The sequence below is a fragment of the Shinella sp. WSC3-e genome (assembly GCF_945994535.1).
GTDB lineage: Bacteria > Pseudomonadota > Alphaproteobacteria > Rhizobiales > Rhizobiaceae > Shinella > Shinella yambaruensis.
The window spans coordinates 340,869-358,403 of sequence record NZ_OZ000533.1; the positions used below are offsets into that span (position 1 = coordinate 340,869).

The 17,535-nt window shown below is 65.5% G+C and carries 15 protein-coding genes; 3 read left to right on the top strand and 12 right to left on the bottom strand.

Translation table 11 applies throughout. The annotated features are described in order from the left end of the window. Positions 1 to 59: 59 nt before the first annotated feature. Positions 60 to 842 carry a DeoR/GlpR family DNA-binding transcription regulator gene (locus tag AABF56_RS30320; RefSeq protein WP_244768743.1) on the bottom strand — a complete coding sequence of 261 codons (783 nt, stop codon included), beginning with the start codon at positions 840 to 842 and terminating at the stop codon, positions 60 to 62. 449 nt (positions 843 to 1,291) lie between these two features. On the opposite strand from AABF56_RS30320, the gene AABF56_RS30325 reads away from it, so the two are divergent. Further along, the gene (locus AABF56_RS30325; protein ID WP_272808699.1) at positions 1,292 to 2,086 is read left to right on the top strand and encodes a GlxA family transcriptional regulator; all 795 of its coding nucleotides are present in this window, start codon (positions 1,292 to 1,294) and stop codon (positions 2,084 to 2,086) included. A 39-nt stretch (positions 2,087 to 2,125) separates the two neighbouring features. On the opposite strand, the gene AABF56_RS30330 is transcribed toward AABF56_RS30325, so the two are convergent. The 7 genes from AABF56_RS30330 to AABF56_RS30360 form a co-directional block, all read right to left on the bottom strand. Then, positions 2,126 to 4,141 carry a putative 2-aminoethylphosphonate ABC transporter permease subunit gene (locus tag AABF56_RS30330; RefSeq protein ID WP_272808698.1) on the bottom strand — a complete coding sequence of 672 codons (2,016 nt, stop codon included), beginning with the start codon at positions 4,139 to 4,141 and terminating at the stop codon, positions 2,126 to 2,128. A 2-nt stretch (positions 4,142 to 4,143) separates the two neighbouring features. Continuing rightward, positions 4,144 to 5,307 (bottom strand): putative 2-aminoethylphosphonate ABC transporter ATP-binding protein, encoded by a 1,164-nt coding sequence (locus AABF56_RS30335; protein ID WP_272808697.1) that lies wholly within the window; start codon positions 5,305 to 5,307, stop codon positions 4,144 to 4,146. 81 nt (positions 5,308 to 5,388) lie between these two features. Continuing rightward, positions 5,389 to 6,411 (bottom strand): putative 2-aminoethylphosphonate ABC transporter substrate-binding protein, encoded by a 1,023-nt coding sequence (locus tag AABF56_RS30340; RefSeq protein ID WP_272808696.1) that lies wholly within the window; start codon positions 6,409 to 6,411, stop codon positions 5,389 to 5,391. 296 nt (positions 6,412 to 6,707) lie between these two features. Next, positions 6,708 to 8,162, bottom strand: coding sequence for a phosphonoacetaldehyde dehydrogenase (gene phnY / locus AABF56_RS30345; protein ID WP_272808695.1), 1,455 nt, complete (start codon positions 8,160 to 8,162; stop codon positions 6,708 to 6,710). Between the two features lie 10 nt (positions 8,163 to 8,172). Next, positions 8,173 to 9,435 carry a phosphonoacetate hydrolase gene (gene phnA, locus AABF56_RS30350; protein ID WP_272808694.1) on the bottom strand — a complete coding sequence of 421 codons (1,263 nt, stop codon included), beginning with the start codon at positions 9,433 to 9,435 and terminating at the stop codon, positions 8,173 to 8,175. 19 nt (positions 9,436 to 9,454) lie between these two features. After that, on the bottom strand, positions 9,455 to 10,657 hold the full coding sequence (locus AABF56_RS30355) for a 2-aminoethylphosphonate--pyruvate transaminase (RefSeq protein ID WP_272808693.1): 1,203 nt from the start codon (positions 10,655 to 10,657) through the stop codon (positions 9,455 to 9,457). Between the two features lie 103 nt (positions 10,658 to 10,760). Beyond that, a complete protein-coding gene (locus AABF56_RS30360; RefSeq protein ID WP_272808692.1) occupies positions 10,761 to 11,789 on the bottom strand; it encodes a hypothetical protein in 1,029 nt (342 codons plus the stop codon). 114 nt (positions 11,790 to 11,903) lie between these two features. Between AABF56_RS30360 and AABF56_RS30365 the strand changes: the two genes are divergently transcribed. Next, positions 11,904 to 12,779 (top strand): LysR substrate-binding domain-containing protein, encoded by an 876-nt coding sequence (locus AABF56_RS30365; protein WP_272808691.1) that lies wholly within the window; start codon positions 11,904 to 11,906, stop codon positions 12,777 to 12,779. A gap of 10 nt (positions 12,780 to 12,789) precedes the next feature. On the opposite strand, the gene AABF56_RS30370 is transcribed toward AABF56_RS30365, so the two are convergent. The 4 genes from AABF56_RS30370 to AABF56_RS30385 form a co-directional block, all read right to left on the bottom strand. Continuing rightward, positions 12,790 to 13,299 (bottom strand): NUDIX hydrolase, encoded by a 510-nt coding sequence (locus AABF56_RS30370; RefSeq protein WP_244768854.1) that lies wholly within the window; start codon positions 13,297 to 13,299, stop codon positions 12,790 to 12,792. 74 nt (positions 13,300 to 13,373) lie between these two features. Beyond that, the gene (locus AABF56_RS30375; RefSeq protein WP_272808690.1) at positions 13,374 to 14,378 is read right to left on the bottom strand and encodes an ABC transporter substrate-binding protein; all 1,005 of its coding nucleotides are present in this window, start codon (positions 14,376 to 14,378) and stop codon (positions 13,374 to 13,376) included. After that, positions 14,375 to 15,763, bottom strand: coding sequence for a sensor histidine kinase (locus AABF56_RS30380; RefSeq protein WP_244768732.1), 1,389 nt, complete (start codon positions 15,761 to 15,763; stop codon positions 14,375 to 14,377). The genes AABF56_RS30375 and AABF56_RS30380 overlap by 4 nt, the downstream gene beginning before the upstream one ends. After that, on the bottom strand, positions 15,763 to 16,443 hold the full coding sequence (locus AABF56_RS30385) for a response regulator transcription factor (protein ID WP_244768731.1): 681 nt from the start codon (positions 16,441 to 16,443) through the stop codon (positions 15,763 to 15,765). Before AABF56_RS30385 ends, AABF56_RS30380 begins: the two co-directional genes overlap by 1 nt. Before the next feature lie 99 nt (positions 16,444 to 16,542). Between AABF56_RS30385 and phnD the strand changes: the two genes are divergently transcribed. Then, on the top strand, positions 16,543 to 17,505 hold the full coding sequence (phnD, locus tag AABF56_RS30390; protein ID WP_272808689.1) for a phosphate/phosphite/phosphonate ABC transporter substrate-binding protein: 963 nt from the start codon (positions 16,543 to 16,545) through the stop codon (positions 17,503 to 17,505). The last annotated feature ends 30 nt before the right edge of the window (positions 17,506 to 17,535 follow it).

Genomic DNA, 17,535 nt, shown 5'->3' on the forward strand with positions numbered 1-17,535 from the left:
GAAAGGTACCAAATCACCGAGAAAGAACAAGACAAAATATTACAAAAGATTACATTTCATCACGCGGGAATCAGCAATGCCGGCCCCCTGCGCTCCAGTGCCTCGCAGATCGCCTCCGGCGGGCGGCGGTCCGCGATCACCCCTGCTGCCATCTCGAAGCGTGGAATACGCAGCGGCGTCAGCCGGCCGAACTTGGAGCTGTCGAGCACGAAATAGGCCTTGCCCGCCGTCGCCACCATGCGGGAGCGCTGCTCGGCACCGTTGCGGGTGAAGTCGGTCACCTCGCCGTCGGGCGACAGGCCGCCGCCGCCCAGGAAGGCGACGTCGACGCGGAAATGGCCGATCCCCTCCAGCGCATCGATGCCGACGGCCGCCTCCTCGTCCGGGTCGATCTCGCCGCCGAGCATATGCACGCGCACCAGCGGCTGGCGGCACATGAGCAGCGCGATGGACAGCGACGTCGTGCAGATTGTCAGGTTCTTCCGCTCGGAAAGCGCCTGCGCGACGGCCAGCGTCGTCGTACCGGAATCGAGGAAGACCACCATGCCATCGCGCACCAGGCCGGCCGCCACGCGGCCGATCGCCGCCTTGGCATCGGCATTTTCCTCCCGCCGCTCCGTGAAGGCGGCCTCGGTCGGCTCGAACAGGGTCGCCCCGCCATGAACGAGATCGAGCTGGCCGCGATCGGCAAGCAGCTTCAGGTCCCGCCGGATCGTCTGCCGCGACACGTCGAAGAAATCGGCGAGCTCCGTGATGCTCACCGTCCCATCCGCCGCAAGGCGGCGCAGGATTTCACCGTGGCGACGAGGAGCCAAGGCTCGCGTGCTTTGAGAGTCAGACATGCCGCTATCTGCGATCATTTTTGTCGTTTTGACAAGCCGGACGGGAAAAGCCCGATCCAGACGGGCTTTTCCCATTGCCCAAGCGGTGTTCTTGCGTTCGACACATCAGAAAGACCCGCGATAACGTCCATTTATGTTGCATTATGTAATCTTTTTCCTCATCTTGCATTCTTGCCGACCCTTCACGCTCAGGAGGAGACAATGCAACAGGCATGCACGGGCGGCCGCTTCTTCACCTTCTATCTGCTCGACGGCTTTGCGCTGCATGGATTTTCCGCGGCCGTCGAGGCGCTGCGGCTCGCCAATGACGTGGCCGGCCGGCCGGTCTACGATTGGCTTGCCGTCACGGCGGATGGGCAGCCGGCCGTTTCGTCCTGCGGCATGCGCATCGCGGCCGACAGGTCGCTCGCCGAGGAGCGGGACCGACTGTTGCGGGTGGCGCCGCCCCGGTGCGTCGTCGTTTGCGGCGGGCGCATGGCACCGCCGCCCGACCGGGCACTGGAGGCCTGCTACGGCTGTGCGGCCGCAACCGCCTGGCCCTCGGCAGCTTTGCCAGCGGCCTTTATCCCCTTGCGCGCGCCGGCCTCACGGACGGGCGCCGCTGCGCAGTACACTGGGAGCATTTTCCGGATTTTTCCGAGCGGTTCTTCACCGCAAGGGCGCGCCAGACCGCCTTCGAGATCGACGGCAGCCTCTATACCTGCGCGGGTGGCAACGCGCCATTCGACCTGTTCCTGCGCCTCATCGAGGTGGATCTCGGCACGGACACCGTCAATCGCATCTGCGAGATCGCGCTTCGCGAGCGGTTGCGCGAGACCGGCGAGCGCCAGCGCCTGCCGCTTCAGGCCCGCCTCGGCACCGACAATGCCTTCCTGATCCGGGTCATCGAGCAGATGGAGGCGAACCTGTCCGAGCCGCTGAGGCTCACGGCCCTCTCGCCCGCCAGCGGGCTTTCCCGCCGGCAGATGGAGCGCCTGTTCCGGCGGGAGATGGGGCGCACGCACGCGCGCTACTATCTGGATCTGCGGTTGGAGCGCGCGCATCTCCTGCTCCTGACCGCGTCCCAGCCCATCATCGAGATCGCCATGGCCTGCGGCTTCTCCACCGCCTCGCACTTTTCCCGAACATACCGGGAGCGTTACGGCTGCACGCCGCAGCAGACGCGCCTGGCGGAAACCGCGCGGCGCCGTGCGGGCGGCAGGGGCAATGCTCAGGAGATGGAACGCGAGCGGCATGTCGCCTGAGGAGAAGATGCCGGGCGGCGCTGCCGCCCGGCATGAGGCCTATCGCCAGGCCTGTGTGCGCGCCAGCAATCCCCGGGCGATCAGCGCATGGATCAGCTTGGCGGCGACATTGGTGTAAAAGATCATCATGCCCATCGCCGCCGCCGGAGCGATGTCGCCGGCATCGTCCATGTTGAGCACGGCGACCGAGGCGAGCTTGGTGTCCGTGGCATAGAGGAAGACCACGGCGGAGACCGTCGTCATCGCATTGACGAAGAGATAGATGGCGATGTTGAGGATTGCCGGCAGGCAAACCGGCACCGTGACCTGGAAGAACAGCCGGTGGAAGGGCTGCTTCAGCGAGGCGGCGACGGATTCGAATTCCGGATCCATCTGCTTGAGGGCCGTGAGCGCGGTCAGGTGCGCGACCGTGTAGAAATGCGTCACGGTGCAGACGACGAGGATCGTCATCGTGCCGTAGATCGGGTTGAGCGGGTTGGCCGGGTTGTTGAAGAAGAAGATATAGGCAAGGCCGAGAACCATGCCCGGCACGGCCATGGGCATCATCGCCAGGAAGTGGAAGAGGCCGCGGCCGAACCGAAAGCCATCCGCCTTCTCGACCATATAGGCGCCGGCGAAGACGACAAGCGAGCCGAACAGCGCCGTCAGCAAGGCGAGCCGGATGGAGTTGCCATAGGCCGCCCAGCCGCCGCCGTCCATCAGGTCGAAGGCGAAGTTCTTCGTCGTCAGCGTCAGGTCATAGGGCCAGAACTTCACCACCGCCGCGACCTGGCACATGGCGATCATGCCGAGGATGAACAGGCTGACGAGGCAGGCGAAGGCAAAGCACGGTGCGTCCACGCGCACGTTCGGCTTCGGCGCATAGGGCACGGCCCGGGCGGAGAGCAGTGCCACCTGCCGCTTCTGCATGCGCCGGTCGACGGCAAAGGCGAGCACGGCCGGCACGAGCAGGATGACGGAGACGACCGCCCCCATCTCGAAATTCTGCTGGCCGATGACCTGCTTGTAGATATCGACGGCGAGCATGCCGTACTGCCCGCCGATCACCTTGGGCAGACCGAAGTCGGTGATGACCAGCGTGAAGACGACAAAGGCGGCCGAGACGATGCCATAGCGCGCGCCGGGCACCGTGACCGTCCGGAAGGTACGCCACTTGCCCGCCTTCAGCGAGGCGGCGGCCTCGTAGTGCCGCGCATCGGCGACGGACAGCGCCGTCAGGATGATCAGGAAGGCATGCGGCAGGGTGAAGAACACCGAGCCGATAACGATGCCGATCGGCCCATAGATGGAGTAGCCGAGCAACCAGTCCTTGAAGACCCCCTGGTTGCCGAAGAGATAGACGAGCGCGATGCCGGGAAGCAGCGAGGGCACGAGGATCGGGATCGTCAGGATGCCGCGGAAGAGGCCTTTCAGCGGCATGCAGCTGCGCGTCAGCCCATAGGCGAGCGCAAAGGCGATGGAAACGGTGACGACCGTGCTGATCGCCGCCATCAGCACCGAATTGTAGATCGACTGGGCGAGCGCCGGCGTGGAAAAATAAGTCGAAAAGTTCTCAAGGCCGATGGTGCGCGCCGGGCGCAACACGACACGGCGGAACGTGCCGGAATCGTATTCACGCCACGCCGTCCCCTTCTCCAGCGTCGAACCGACGAGAAAGGCCGCGTCCTCGTCCACGCCGCGGATGCGGTAGTTCACGGGGCTGCGGAAGCTGAATTCCGGAAAGAATTTTGTCGCCGCAAGCCGGCCGTCGGAATTGGTGGACAGGTCCGCCTTCGCGATGGCGCCGGCCTGCCGGTTGAGCGCGTCGGCCGTGACGACCGGCCCCCAGTTCGCGCCCGTCCCGTCACTGACCTGGAACTCGTAGGCCGTAAGGTCGAACCGGTAGGTCGACAGCGACTTCGACAGCATGACGAAGAGCGGCGCGCCGAGCGCGATGACGAGATAAAGGCCGATGACGGCCATGAAGCCGAGCTTGATGCGGTCGTCGCGGGAGGTCTGCTGGCGCAGGTGCTTGCCGGCGAGCGGCGGGTGGGCTGTCTCAAGGGCGATGGCCATCCTCAGGCGCTCCTCGGATAGAGCAGCAGGCGCTCGCGCGGGATTTCCACCTGGATGACTCCCCCCGTCTCGATGCTGAGCCGGCGCACGGCATTGACGGAGAAATCGGCGACGAGCGTGCGCTCGCCGAGCCGTGGCGCGGTCAGGCGCGTGCGCCAGAACATGCCGAGGAACTCCATTTCCCGCACCTCGGCGTCGATGAGGTTTTGCGGCGTCGCGGGCCGGTCGATGGCGTTGACGGCATGGGCATGCGCACCGTGCGGGATGATGTCGACCGGGCGCACGACGGCGGTTGCGGCTTGCCCGGCCGCAAAACCGTCCGTCGCGCAACAGAAGGCCGAATGGCCGATCTCGACCTCGCCGCCCCGGACGACCTTCGCCGGGAACTGGTTGGTCTCGCCGATGAAATCGGCGACGAACAGCGTTTCGGGATAGCGGTAGATCTCCGTGGGCGAGCCGACCTGCTCGATGACGCCATGGTTCATCACGACGATGCGGTCGGCCATGGCAAGCGCCTCTTCCTGGTCGTGCGTCACCATGATGGTGGTGACGCCGAGCTTGCGCTGCAACGCCTTGATCTCGTGGCGCAGGTGCACGCGCACCTTGGCGTCGAGCGCCGAGAGCGGCTCGTCGAGCAGGAGCAGGCCCGGCGAGATGGCGATGGCGCGGGCGAGCGCGATGCGCTGCTGCTGGCCGCCGGAAAGCTGGGCGGGATACTTCTTGCCATGAGCCGAAAGGCCGACCGTTTCCAGAAGTTCGGACACGCGGGAGGCCACCGCCGCCTTGGACCGGCCGGTATTCTCCAGGCCGAAGGCGATGTTCTGCTCGATGGTGAGGTTCGGGAAGAGCGCGTAGGACTGGAAGACGATGCCGTAGTCGCGGCTGGAGGCCGGCAGGGTGGAGATATTGCGGCCGCCTTGCAGGATGGTGCCCTGCGACTGCAGGTCAAGGCCGGCGATCGCCCTGAGAAGAGTCGTCTTGCCGCAACCGGAAGGGCCAAGGAAACAGATGAACTCGCCCCTGGCAATGCTGAGCGAAATATCGCGCAGCGCGACGAAATCGCCGTACGCCTTCCACAGATCGGTGATCTCCAGATAGGGGGCCGCGGGATCGGCGGCGCGGGGAAGGCTCGTGGGCGTCGGTTCGATCGACAGGGCATGTCTCATCGGCAAGCTCCGCTGGCTTCAGGGATTTCAGGAGAATGCGATGGGCGGAGCGCAAAAAGGCGCCCCGCCCGGCCGATCAGATCAGCTCTTCGGCTCCGACTTGGCGTCGTAGCGCTTCTGCCATTCCTTCAGAATGGTGGTACGGTTGTTGGCCGCCCATTCGAAGTCGTTGTCGATCATCCTGGAGGCGATGTCCGACGGCAGGTGCTCGACCTCCTTGGCGACGCCCGGATAGGCAACCACCGCGTAGCCGACGTTGTACATCTCGTTGGCTTCCTTGGTGATCGACCAGTCGACCAGCGTCTTGGCGGCCTCGAGGTTCGCCGTGCCGGCGATGATCGCCGTCGCCTCGGCTTCCCAGCCGGAGCCTTCCGAGGGGAAGATGATGTCGATCGGCGCGCCGGCGCTCTTGGCCTTGGCGCCGGGGAACTCGAAGGAGACGCCGATCACCGCTTCGCCGGCGCCCGCCATCTTGCAGGGTTTCGAGCCGGAATGGGTATAGGCGGAGATGTTCTCGTTGAGCTTGTCCATGAAGTCCCAGGCCTTCTCCTCGCCCCACATCTGCATCCAGCCGGAGACGTCGAGGAAGCCTGTGCCCGACGACGCCGGGTTCGGCATCACGATATGGCCCTTGTATTCCGGCTTGGTGAGATCCTCCCAGCTCGCCGGCGCCGTCAGGCCGAGCTTTTCGCCTTCCACCGTGTTGTAGCAGAGCGCGGCGACATAGGCGTCCATGCCGACCCAGCTCGGCGGATTGTCCTTGTCGACGAATTTCTTGTCGAGTGCTTCGACGCCCTTCGGCGCGTAGCTTTCCAGCATGCCCTCCGTCTTGAGAAGAAGCAGCGAGGTGGCGGCAAGGCCCCAGACGACGTCTGCCTGCGGATTGTCCTTTTCGGCGAGCAGCTTGGCGGTCATCACGCCGGTGGAATCGCGCACCCAGTTGATCTTGATGTCGGGGTGGGCCTTCTCGAAGGTCGCCTTGTAGCGGTCGAGGTCGACGGCCTCGACGGCGGTATAGACAGTGAGCTGGGTTTCAGCGAAGGCAATGGTCGGAAGCACGGCGGAAACCGCGCCGGCAAGCATAAAAAGCATGCGTCTGTTCATGATTGAAAATCTCCTCTGAAGGCCTGGAAAAATCCGGGAAGCGCGGCGGGCGATCTAGATGTCACCCTTCATATGATCGGCTTCCAGAGGCATTCTGGCAGGGGTTTTTGGTAAGTAAAATTTATTATTCTTATCGTTTGGAAGATAAAAATTATAGGAAAACTGCCGTTTGAACAGGCAATTCAGAACCCGTAGCCGCCGGAATCATCACGCTCCGCGAGAAAAACAGGCAACAAAAAAGGGAGCCGCACGAAGCGGCTCCCAGGAGGGGTGATCCCGCAGGGGATTGCTTCAGATCACCACGGCAAGGAGAAGGTTTTCACGTTGGTAAAGCTCTTCATTGCCTCGATGACGCCTTCCTTGTAGCCGTTGCCCGAATCCTTGATGCCGCCGAAGGGGCTCATCTCGATGCGGTAGCCAGGCACCTCCCAGATGTTCACCGTACCGACCTTCAGGCCGGCGATGTATTTCTGCATGCGGCGGAAATCGTTGGTGCAGACGCCGGAGGAAAGGCCGAAGGCGGTGGAGTTGGAGAGCGCGATCAGCGCATCGTCATCATCCGGCGCGCGGACGATCGGGATGATCGGCGCAAAGGTCTCCTCCATGACGAGCTCGCTCGCATGGGAGACGCGGTCGACGACGATCGGCGGCAGGAGGGCGCCCTTGCGGCCGGGATCGTAGAGGATCTCCGCCCCTTCTTCCGCTGCCTGGTGCACCCGGCGCTCGAAGACCTCCGCGGCCTTGGCGTGCACCACCGTGCCGAGTTCCGTGGCGCGGTCCATGGGATCGCCGAATTTCAGCTTCTTCGCCCGCTCCAGCACCAGCGGCACGAAGCGGTCGGCGACGCGCTCCTGGCAGAGGATGCGCTTGACCGCCGTGCAGCGCTGGCCGGAATTCTTCGTCGCGCCGGCCACCGCAAGGTCGGCCGCCCTGGCGAGGTCGTCGTCGGAGAGGTCGTTGAGGATGATCAGCGGATCGTTGCCGCCGAGTTCGAGGATCTGGCGCTTGTAGTGGGCGTGCGCGGCGATCAGCTTGCCGACGGGCACGCTGCCGGTGAAGGTTATCAGGTCGAAATTCGGGTTGGTGATCATCTCCATGCCGATATCGCCCGGCCAGCCGGTGACGACGGAGAGCATTTCCGGCGGCAGGCCGGCTTCATAGAGGATGTCGGCGAAGACGAGCGCCGTCATCGGCGTCAGCTCCGTCGGCTTCAGCACGACGCAATTGTTGGTCGCGATCGCCGGGGCGACCTTGTGCGCCACCATGTTGAGCGGGTGGTTGAAGGGCGTGATCGCCGAGATGGCGGTCAGAGGCTCGCGCGTGGTGAAGATCTTGCGCGCCTTGCCGTGTGGAGTGAGATCGCAGGAGAAGATCTCGCCGTCGTCATGGATGCACATCTGGCCGGACAGCGTCAGCACGTCGAAGGCGCGGCCCACCTCGTAGAGCGAATCCTGCTTGGAAATGCCAAGCTCCAGCGTGATGAGGTCGGAAATCTCCTCCTTGCGGGCGACCAGCAGTTCGGCCGCCTTCAGGAGAATGCGCTGGCGCTCGTAGCGCGTCAGCTTCGGCTGGTAGGCGGCCGCGATCTCGAAGGCCTTTCTGGCATGCTCGGCATTGCCGGCCGGCACGGTGCCGATGACGGCATCGTTCCAGGGGTAGTGCACCTCGACCCGCCCCTCGGTATCGACCATCCTGCCGGCGATCCGCATGGGCTCGTGGCGGATCGCGAATGTCGTTTCCACTTTGGTCATCGCTCCCTCCTCAGTGCGCCGGCTGCGCGGCGGCGACGAGCGCGTAGTAGAAGGCGTCGAAATTGCGCAGCGTACCGGCGGAAGACAGTTCCGGCAGCGTGCGGTTGGCGATGAAGGGAACTTCCTGTTCCGTCAGGCCGCCGTGCGAGCGCAGCGGCTCGTTGAGCGCGGCAAGGTCATGCCGGTGCTCGCTGGTGCCGAGCGTCTTGTTCTCCGAGGAGACGAGCACGATGTCGCCGATGCGGTCGTCCGGCAGCTCGAAGCGCACACAGGCTTCCGGCCGCGACAGCACGACGTCGATACCCTCGATCGCCTTCAGCCGCTCGATGATCTCCTCCTTGTCGGCCATTTCCGGCAGATAGGCGGTGGCGAAGGAGCCGAGCGCGCCGTGATGCACGACATAGGGGTCGGTGATCGGCAGGATGACGCGGGCGGCATCCTTGCCGAGCCATTCGTCAAGCAGGTCCTGCACGTAGATGACGTCGGGCGAACCGTCCGCCTTGTGCTTCGGCTTCATGCCATGGTCGGCCGTGACGACGATCGCCGCACCGAGCGCGTCGAGTTCGGTCAGGTACTTGTCGAACATCTCGTAGAAGGAATTGGCCTCCGGCACGCCCGGCGCATATTTGTGCTGCACATAGTCGGTGGTGGTCAGGTACATGACGTCGGGGCGGAATTCCTTGAGGAGCTTCACACCCGCGGCGAAGACGAATTCCGAGAGATCGGCGGAATAGACCTCCGGCACCGGCCGGCCGAGCCAGGCCGAGGCGTTGTCGAGGCCGTTTTCGGCCTTGGTCGTGGTATCGGACTTTTCCGAGGAGAAGCAGACGGCGCGGCCCTCGTCGAACTTCAGGCCATGGCCGAGCAGCGCCCGCAGCTTGTCCTTCGCCGTCACCACGGCGACCTTGGCGCCGGCATCGTAGAAGGCCTTGAAGACGGTCGGCGCGCGGAGGAACCGCGGGTCGTTCATCATCACTTCCTTGCCGGTCGCGGGTTCGTAGAGATAGTTGCCGCAGATGCCGTGGATCGCCGGCGGGCGGCCGGTGGCGATGGACAGGTTGTTCGGGTTGGTGAAGCTCGGGATGACGCTGAGCGCGGTGCGCTCCGTGCCGGTCTTGCGGATGCGTGCCAGCGTCGGCATCAGGCCGGCCTTGATGGCCTCGTCGAGATAGGCCGGCTCGCAGCCGTCGAGGCAGATGGCGATGGCCGGGACGTTCGGCCAGGGATAGGTGCGGCGGTTGGCGGTGACGGTGATCTTGGACATCTGGTTCATCGAAAAATTCCGTTCTCGGTTAGGCCGCAAGGCGGCTGCGTTCTTCAAGGGCGATGGCCGGCGGAGCGGCACTGTCGACGCCCATTTCGGCAAGGGAGGTGCGGGCGGCGTCCACCACGCGGCGCATGACATGCTCGTCCATGCGGCCGATGCAGCCGACGCGGAAACTGTCGACCACCGTCAGCTTGCCGGGATAGATGATGAAGCCCTTGTCCTTCATGAGATCGTAGAAGCGGTCGAAGGCGAAGGCCGGATGGGCCGGGCTGAAGAAGGTGACGATGATCGGCGATAGCCACTCGTCGGCGAGCAGCGTCTCGAAGCCGGCCTCGCGCATGCCCGCCACCATGACGTCGCGGTTGCGGGCGTAGCGCGCGCCGCGAGCGGCGACGCCGCCCTCTTCGCGATGGATGCGCAGTGCCTCCAGAAAGGCGGCGACGACATGGGTCGGCGGCGTGAAGCGCCATTGGCCGGTCTTGTTCATGTAGTCCCACTGGGCATGCATATCGAGGCTCAGCGAATGGCTGCGGCCTTTGGCGGCCTCCAGCTCGCTCTTGCGGGCGATGACGAAGCCGAAACCCGGCACGCCCTCGATGCATTTGTTGGCCGAGGAGACGATCGCCTCGTAGCGGAAATCGGAAATGCCCGCCGGGACCGCACCGAAGGCGCTCATGGAATCGACGAGCAGCTTGCGGCCGCGCGCATAAACGGTGTCGGAGATTTCCTTCAGCGGATTGAGGATGCCGGAGCTGGTCTCGCAATGGACGACGACGACATGGCTGATGGCGGGGTCGGCATCCAGCGCCGCTGCAACCTCGGCCCCGCGCGGCGGCATGTAGTCGCCCTTGTCGATCACCGCATGGTCGCGGCCGAGATAGGAGAGCGTCTGGGCGATGCGCTTGCCGTAGGCGCCGTTGCTCAGCACCAGCACCTTGCCGTCCTTCGGCACGAAGCTGGCGAGCATGGCCTCCACCGAGAACGAGCCGCTGCCCTGCATGGGCACGCAATCGAATTCGCCCGCCGTGTCGCCGGCGATCTTGAGCAGCTGGCGACGCAGGCCGGCCGTCATGGCGCGGAAATCACCGTCCCAGGAGCCCCAGTCCCGCAGCATGGCTTCCTTGACCGCATAGGCCGTCGTCAGCGGGCCGGGCGTCAGGAGATAGGGCTCGCCGAGCCGCGGCGTTTCCAGCGGCGCGATGGTTCTGTCAGAAGCGGTGTTGGGCATGGTCCGTCCTCGCGTTTGGCTTATCCGGACGTGACAATGCGGGGGAAACACATATCTGTAAAATCGTTCTTTTGTATCAACCCATCGACTGAATTTATAATTTTCAGACGGCCGGGAGCAGCCGGCTTTCCAGGAGCTCGCCGGTCTCGCGCAGGCGCGGATAGGCCATGGTCGTGACCAGAGAATTGACTTCCTTCAAGGCGCGCACGATCTCCAGATGCATGTCGCTGGACTGGATGCTGGCGGCGATGCCCTGGCGCAGCCGCTCCAGATGGCTCTTGCTGCTGTCCTCGACGAGACGGCGCACATGCTCCTTCTGCCGCACCATCTCGCGGGCGATGACCGGGTCCGGCGAGACGAGCAGATTGGCGGCAAGCCGGACATTGGAAAACACCGCGGCATGCAGCAGCGTCAGCTCGCGCCAACCCTCCTGCGAGAAGGCGCCCGCCCCGGCGAGGCGCTCCTCCGCCATCTGCAGCAGGCTCTTCGCCACCACGTCGCCGGCATATTCGAGGTGGATCGCCGCCTCGGTGAGTTCGATGCCGCGTGCGGACTGCTCCTCCGTCAGCACGCCGCGGTTGACGGCGGCGATATAGAGCTTGATCTCGCTGTGGGCGCGGTGGATGTCGCCGTCGATGTAGCGGAGCGCCTTCACAGCCTCGGGCGTCGGCGCCTCGATGACCGTCATCACCGGCTCAAGCATGCGGGTGATGAGGTTGCCTATGTGCAGCACCTCGCGCGCCGCGGCCGCCAGCGCCTGCGCCGGCTTGTCGATCAGCGCACGGTCGAGCGCGCTGGCATGGGCGGTGAGGTCGCCTTCCCGCGCCGCCTCGGGCGTCAGCAGCCGCACGAGGCGCGCCATCGGACCGCAGGTGACGAGGCCGACATCGAGCGCCAGCGCGCCGCTGATGGCGAAGCCGGCCGCGAGCATGGCGACCGCCGTGGAGCTCTGCAGGCCGATGGCGACGAGACAGCCATAGAGCGCGGCGCGGGGGCGGCTGCCGCCACCGCCGACGCTGCGTGCCACGAGATCGCCCGAGGCCGCCTCGACACCTGCTTTCACGAGGCTGACGGCATAGAGCAGAAGGACAGTGGCGGCGGCAAGTTCGAGGGCGACGGCCGGCAGGCTCATGGGCGTGCTCCGCGGGAGGATGGGAATCCGAAAACTATCCGCTGCAGCTTTACATAAATCAAATCGTTCGTATTAATGAAAGCATAGATATAATCTATTCATAGGGATCGCCGCATGCGCTATGTCCAGCTTCGCGCCTTCCATAATGTCGCCATCCATGGCGGCTTCTCGCGCGCGGCGGAGGCGCTGTTCCTGACCCAGCCGGCGGTGTCCGACCAGGTGCGCAAGCTGGAGGAGGAATACGACGTCCTGCTCTTCAACCGGAACAAGAAGCAGGTGACGCTGACCCAGGCCGGCCAGCACCTTCTGGAAATCACCCGGCGCATGTTCGACGTCGAGCAGCAGGCGCTGGACCTGCTGTCGGAATCCCGCGCTTTGCGGGCGGGCAAGCTGCGCATCGTTGCCGACGCCGCCCACCACCTCCTGCACATCCTCGCCGCCTTCCGCCGCGCCTATCCGACCGTGCAGGTGTCGATCGACGCCGGCAACACCGAGACGGTCATCACCAGCCTGCACGCCTACGAGGCGGATATCGGCGTGCTCGGCGAGGTGCCGCAATCCAGCGACTTCGAGATCCTGAAGCTCAACTCGACGCCGATCATCGCCTTTGCCAGCCGCGACTACCCCCTCGCCGGCCAGGCGACCGTCACATTCCCGGAACTGGCGACGCATCCCCTCGTCATGCGCGAGCGCGGCTCCAAGACCCGCCAGAAGCTGGAGGCCATGGCCGCCGAATGCGGCGTGCCGCTGACGCCGCTCATCGAAGCGGAAGGCCGCGAGGCGGTCCGCGAGATCGTGGCCGCCGGCGGCGGGGTCGGCTTCGTATCCTCGGCCGAGTTCGGCCAGGACAACCGGCTCGTGCCCATCTCCATCGACGCACCGGAAATGCTGATGGACGAGGCTCTCATCTGCCTGCGCGAGCGCGCCAACGGCAAGCTTGTCAACGCCTTCTTCGACATTGCGCGAAGGCTCGCGCCCGCCGCAGCATGATAGGGCGGCCTCAGCGGGGCTTGAACTCGACCAGCAGTGACTTGAGCTCGATCTCACGCACGCGCCGCGCCGCCTCATCCGGACTGACCCAGGCAAGCTGGCGCTCGCCCTTCTCCTTGAATTTCGTGGCAAGCTCGGTGGCTTCGATCTGGAAAACATCCACGATGCAGGGCGCCACGTCGCCATCGTCCAGCAGTTTCAGATAGGTGTAGCTGCCGACCGGCTTCTTGCGGACCTTCCCCCGAATGCCGGCCTCCTGGAAGGCTTCGATCGCGGCCGCCTCATAGGGCTTCCTGTCCTTCATCGGCCAGCCTTTCGGGATGATCCAGCGGCCGGTATCACGCGAGGTCACCACGAGGATCTCGATCCCGGCCCCATCCGGCGCGCTGCGGAAGCACAGGGCAGCATATTGCTGGCGAAACGCCCCCGAAAACAGCTTTTCGGGGGTAGCCGCCAGCTTCTGCAGAAGGGTCTTGGGCCTGCGGCTCTTCTGCGCCTTGGTCTTCTTGGTCGTTTTCAGGGTTCTTGCCGCCAAAGCATCGGAAAATGGGGCAAAACCTATGACGAGTTGCCCATCATGTCAAAGGCGCGCCCTCAGCCGACGACCATCTGGAACCAGGCATCGAGGAACCGGCTGCGCTTGATCATGTCGCGGAAGACCAAAAGCTCCGGCCCGAGCTCGATCTTCTGCAATCCCTCGAAACCCGACGGCTGCTGCGGGGGCACGAAGCCCGCTGCGGCAAGCGCCGCCTTGCCCTCCGGTGCCAGCAGCATGTGCAGCAGGATACGGGCCTCGCGCAGGTTCGCCGCCCCCTTCGGCATCAGCACCGTCCACGGCACGGCGAGCACGTAATCCTGCGGCACGAGGACTTCCATGCCCTGGGGCAGCTCGCCGCCGGCACGAAGCGCCGAGAGCGGCACGTTGTACGCAACGTCGAGATCGCCGGCCTGCAAGGCCTCCAGGAGATCGTCCGTCGTGTCGTAGATCCTTGCCTTCGCCCCGCCGAGCGCCCGGATCAGCCGCCAGTAGAGCGAGGTCCGGATCGAATCCTGCGAGGCCAGCAGGTAGCCGACATCGTCGATGCCGACATTGACGACGCCGACCCGGCGGGCGAAGCGGCCGGTATTCTGCTCGAGCATGCGCACCAGCTCGATGCGGGTGCGCGGCACGCGGTTCTCGAATGCCGCCTTGCGCACGACGATGACGGCAGGGTCGGACCAGAAGCCGAAGACCTCGTTGCGCCACTGCACGCCGGCCATCGCTCCGGCCGCCTCGTCAGATATGGCATACCCTTCATTGGCGATGGAGACGGCGACATCGGGCGAGGACAGGAAGGCGATGTCGAACGGCGCGTCGTGCGGGCGGCGGGCGGCGGCGGCGATCTGCGCGGAGGAAAGCCGGCTATAGACGAGCCGCGTGCCGGGCAGGTGCACCGAGAGCGAGACGATCAACGGTGCCATGCGCGCCTCGGAAACGACGCCCGCCAGCCGCAACGTCCGCTCCTGCGCTGCCGCAAAGCCCGGCATGACCAAGGCCATGAGGAGGAGAAGGGCGCCGGCGCCCCGCAGCCGAAGGAATTCAGGCAGAAACCGCATCATCCCGTCCTTTCCCGGACCACCGGCAGGACGACCTCGACGACGAGCCCGCCGCCCTCGCGGTCGGCCACCGTGATGGCGCCGCCGAAGGCGACGGCCACATCCTTCGCAATCGCCAGGCCGAGGCCCGAGCCGGCGGACCGGTGATCGGCGCGCACGAAGCGCTGAAACACCCGGCCCTTGGCGCTGTCCGGTATGCCCGGTCCCCGGTCCATGACCTGCAGCACGGCCTGTCCCTGCCGCTCGAAGAGCCGTACGAGCGTCGGTCCCGGCGCATGGATGAAGGCATTCTCGACGATGTTGCGGACCATTTCCCGCAAGACCACCGGTTCGGCCATGACATGCAGGGCGCTGCCCTCCATGTGAAGGGCAAGCGATTGCATCAGTCCGGCATAGGCGCTCTCCGCCCGAAGCATCTGCAGCGCGTCCTGCACCGATTGCCCGACATCGACGGCCTCGCGCTCCTGCGTTTCGAGGCGATGCAGCGTCGTCGCGTCGGAGAGCAGCTGGTTGGCCAGGAGGCCTGCCTCGCGCGCATTGTGATGGATGCGCGTCAGCCGCCGCTTCACCCGTTCGCCGGCGGCCTCTTCCAGCGCCACCTCGGCCTGCGCCTGGATGGCCGCGAGCGGGGTCCTCAGCTGGTGGGCCGCATCCGCCGTGACGCGCTTGACGCCGTCAAGCACCGAACCGAGCCGGTCCATGAAGTCGTTGAGCGCGGAAACAAGCGCCGAGACCTCGACCGGCACCTCGGTCTCGATGCGGCTGAGATCGGACGGGCGACGGCTCCGCAGATTGCTTTCGATGAGGCGCAGCGGCGAGAAGGCCGAGCGCACCGAGGCGAGGATGAGGCCGCAGGCAAGCAGCGCGATCGCCACTGCCGGCAGCATGCCGTTGAGCGTCAGCTGCCCCGCCAACTCCCGGCGGGCCTCCCGCGTTTCGGCCACCTGGATGCCAATCCAGCCGCCCGTTCCGGTGACCGTGTCGGCGCGGTAGCGCTGCACGGCGGCGATACGCACCGGTTCGCCGCGATAGACAGCGTCGTGCAGGTGCAGCGTCTCGTTCGCGCTCGCCGGTATGTCGAGGCCGAGCGTCGGCGAGCCGGTCACCAGGCTGCCATCCGGCGCCGTGATCCGGTAGAAAACCCGGTTGAGGCGGGACGTGCCGAGAATGGCGAAGGCCGAATAGGGAATGTCGACGGCGACGGCCCCCTCCTCGATGGCGACCGTATCGGCGATGGAGAGGGCCGAGGCCGTCAGCACCCGGTCGAATGCCTCGTCGGCGGCCCGGCGCGCATAGGCACGCACCGTCAGCGCCAGGACGCTGCCGATGACCAGGAAGAGGCAGGCGGTCGTGATCAGCAGCCGGCGCTCGATCGACAGTCGCGCCATCAGGTCACCGTGCCGGCCTTGCTGCGCAGCACATAGCCGGCGCCGCGATGGGTGACGATTTCCACATCGCCCGATTCCAGCTTCTTGCGGACGCGCGAGACCAGGAGCTCCACGGCATTGGGCGTTCCCACGTCGTCATGGCCGAAGAGCTTCACATAGAGCCGGTCCTTGCTCACCGTGCTGCCGGCATGGGCCGCGAGCATCTCCAGCACCTCGAACTCGCGGCGCCCCAGTTCGAGCGGCCGGCCGGCGATCTGCGCCGCCCGGGCGGACATGTCCACCTCGAGCGGACCGACCCGGATGAGCGACTTTGAAAGGCCCTGGTGCCGCCGCGTGACGGCCCGCAGCCGCGCTTCCAGCTCGCCGATATCAAACGGCTTGACGATATAGTCGTCGGCGCCGAGGTCGAGCAGGCTGATCTTGTCGTCCAGCTGGTTGCGGGCGGTTATGACGAGCACGGGCGTCGGGGAGTTGCGGCCGCGCATATGCGCCATCACGTCGAAGCCGCTGCGTCCCGGCAGGTTGATGTCGAGCACCACCACGTCGAATTCGCCGTGGATGGCGAGCTCCTCGCCGGATATGCCGTCTTCCGCCAGCGTGACATGGTGGCCGGCCCGCGAGAGCTTCGCGTCGATCGCCTCGGCGATGTCGATGGAATCTTCAATGACCAGGATGCGCATGATGCTGACAGGACTCTGACAGGAACTTTGAAGTATTCCCTCATCCTATAGCAAGGGCTTTGCCGAACGCGAGACGGTAAAACCCTTCGGGAGGATAAAATGAAACGCTACAGCGCCATTGCAGCCTGCATGATGCTGGTCGGCTTCCTGTCGGCCGGCAGCGTCACGGCCCGCGCAGATCCGTGCCGGCCGGGAACCGGCCTGGACGAAGCTTACTGCGACGCCGACGGTGACCTCGTGGCGGACCTGCCGTCGGATCCGGCCAAGTGGCGCAATCCCGATACGCTCGTCTGGGCCTTCGCCCCTATCGAGGATCCGGCGGTCTATGCGCAATTGTTCCGGCCGTTCACGCAGCACCTGTCGCAATGTCTCGACCGCCAGATCGTCTATTATCCGGTGCAGTCGAGCGCGGCGGAAATCAGCGCGATGCGCGCCGGGCGCCTGCATTTCGCCGGTTTTTCCACCGGCCCGACGGTTGAAGCCGTCAACAAGGCGGGGGCGGTGCCCTTTGCCGGCAAGGGCGAGAACGGCGCGTTGCGCGGCTATCATCTGGTCGCCATCGTGCGGGCGGATTCGCCCTACCAGACACTTGCGGACCTCAAGGGCAAGCGCGTTGCCCATGTCTCCGCGGCATCGAATTCCGGCAATCTCGCGCCCCGGGCGCTCTTTCCCGTCGAAGGCCTGGTTCCCGATACGGACTACAGGCCGATCCTCTCCGGCGCGCACGACAAGTCGGTGATGGGCGTGCTTTCCGGCGACTACGACATGGCGGCCGTCGCCTCCGACGTGCTCGAGCGGCTGGTGGAGCGCGGCGCGGTGGAGCGCAATGCCCTGCGGATCCTCTATCAGAGCCCACTGTTCCCGACATCGTCCTTCGCCCATGCCCACGACCTCGATCCCGCGCTGACGAAGAAGCTGACGGCCTGTTTCTTCGCCTTCCGCTTTCCGCCGGAGATGACGGCGGCCTTCAATGGCGACGAACAGTTCCTGCCGCTCCGCTACGACACGGCCTGGCAGGCGGTCCGCGACGTCGTCGCCGCGGTCGGCGCCTTACCGGACTGACACGCCCGAACCCCTTTCGTCCCGCACGCA

Coding starts and splice junctions, on each gene's coding strand:
- AABF56_RS30375 (WP_272808690.1), bottom strand. CDS start 14,378: ATGATGCGGTTTCTGCCTGAATTCCTTCGGCTGCGGGGCGCCGGCGCC.
- AABF56_RS30380 (WP_244768732.1), bottom strand. CDS start 15,763: ATGGCGCGACTGTCGATCGAGCGCCGGCTGCTGATCACGACCGCCTGC.
- AABF56_RS30355 (WP_272808693.1), bottom strand. CDS start 10,657: ATGCCCAACACCGCTTCTGACAGAACCATCGCGCCGCTGGAAACGCCG.
- phnA (WP_272808694.1), bottom strand. CDS start 9,435: ATGAACCAGATGTCCAAGATCACCGTCACCGCCAACCGCCGCACCTAT.
- AABF56_RS30365 (WP_272808691.1), top strand. CDS start 11,904: ATGCGCTATGTCCAGCTTCGCGCCTTCCATAATGTCGCCATCCATGGC.
- AABF56_RS30330 (WP_272808698.1), bottom strand. CDS start 4,141: ATGGCCATCGCCCTTGAGACAGCCCACCCGCCGCTCGCCGGCAAGCAC.
- AABF56_RS30340 (WP_272808696.1), bottom strand. CDS start 6,411: ATGAACAGACGCATGCTTTTTATGCTTGCCGGCGCGGTTTCCGCCGTG.
- AABF56_RS30335 (WP_272808697.1), bottom strand. CDS start 5,307: ATGAGACATGCCCTGTCGATCGAACCGACGCCCACGAGCCTTCCCCGC.
- phnD (WP_272808689.1), top strand. CDS start 16,543: ATGAAACGCTACAGCGCCATTGCAGCCTGCATGATGCTGGTCGGCTTC.
- phnY (WP_272808695.1), bottom strand. CDS start 8,162: ATGACCAAAGTGGAAACGACATTCGCGATCCGCCACGAGCCCATGCGG.
- AABF56_RS30385 (WP_244768731.1), bottom strand. CDS start 16,443: ATGCGCATCCTGGTCATTGAAGATTCCATCGACATCGCCGAGGCGATC.
- AABF56_RS30320 (WP_244768743.1), bottom strand. CDS start 842: ATGTCTGACTCTCAAAGCACGCGAGCCTTGGCTCCTCGTCGCCACGGT.
- AABF56_RS30360 (WP_272808692.1), bottom strand. CDS start 11,789: ATGAGCCTGCCGGCCGTCGCCCTCGAACTTGCCGCCGCCACTGTCCTT.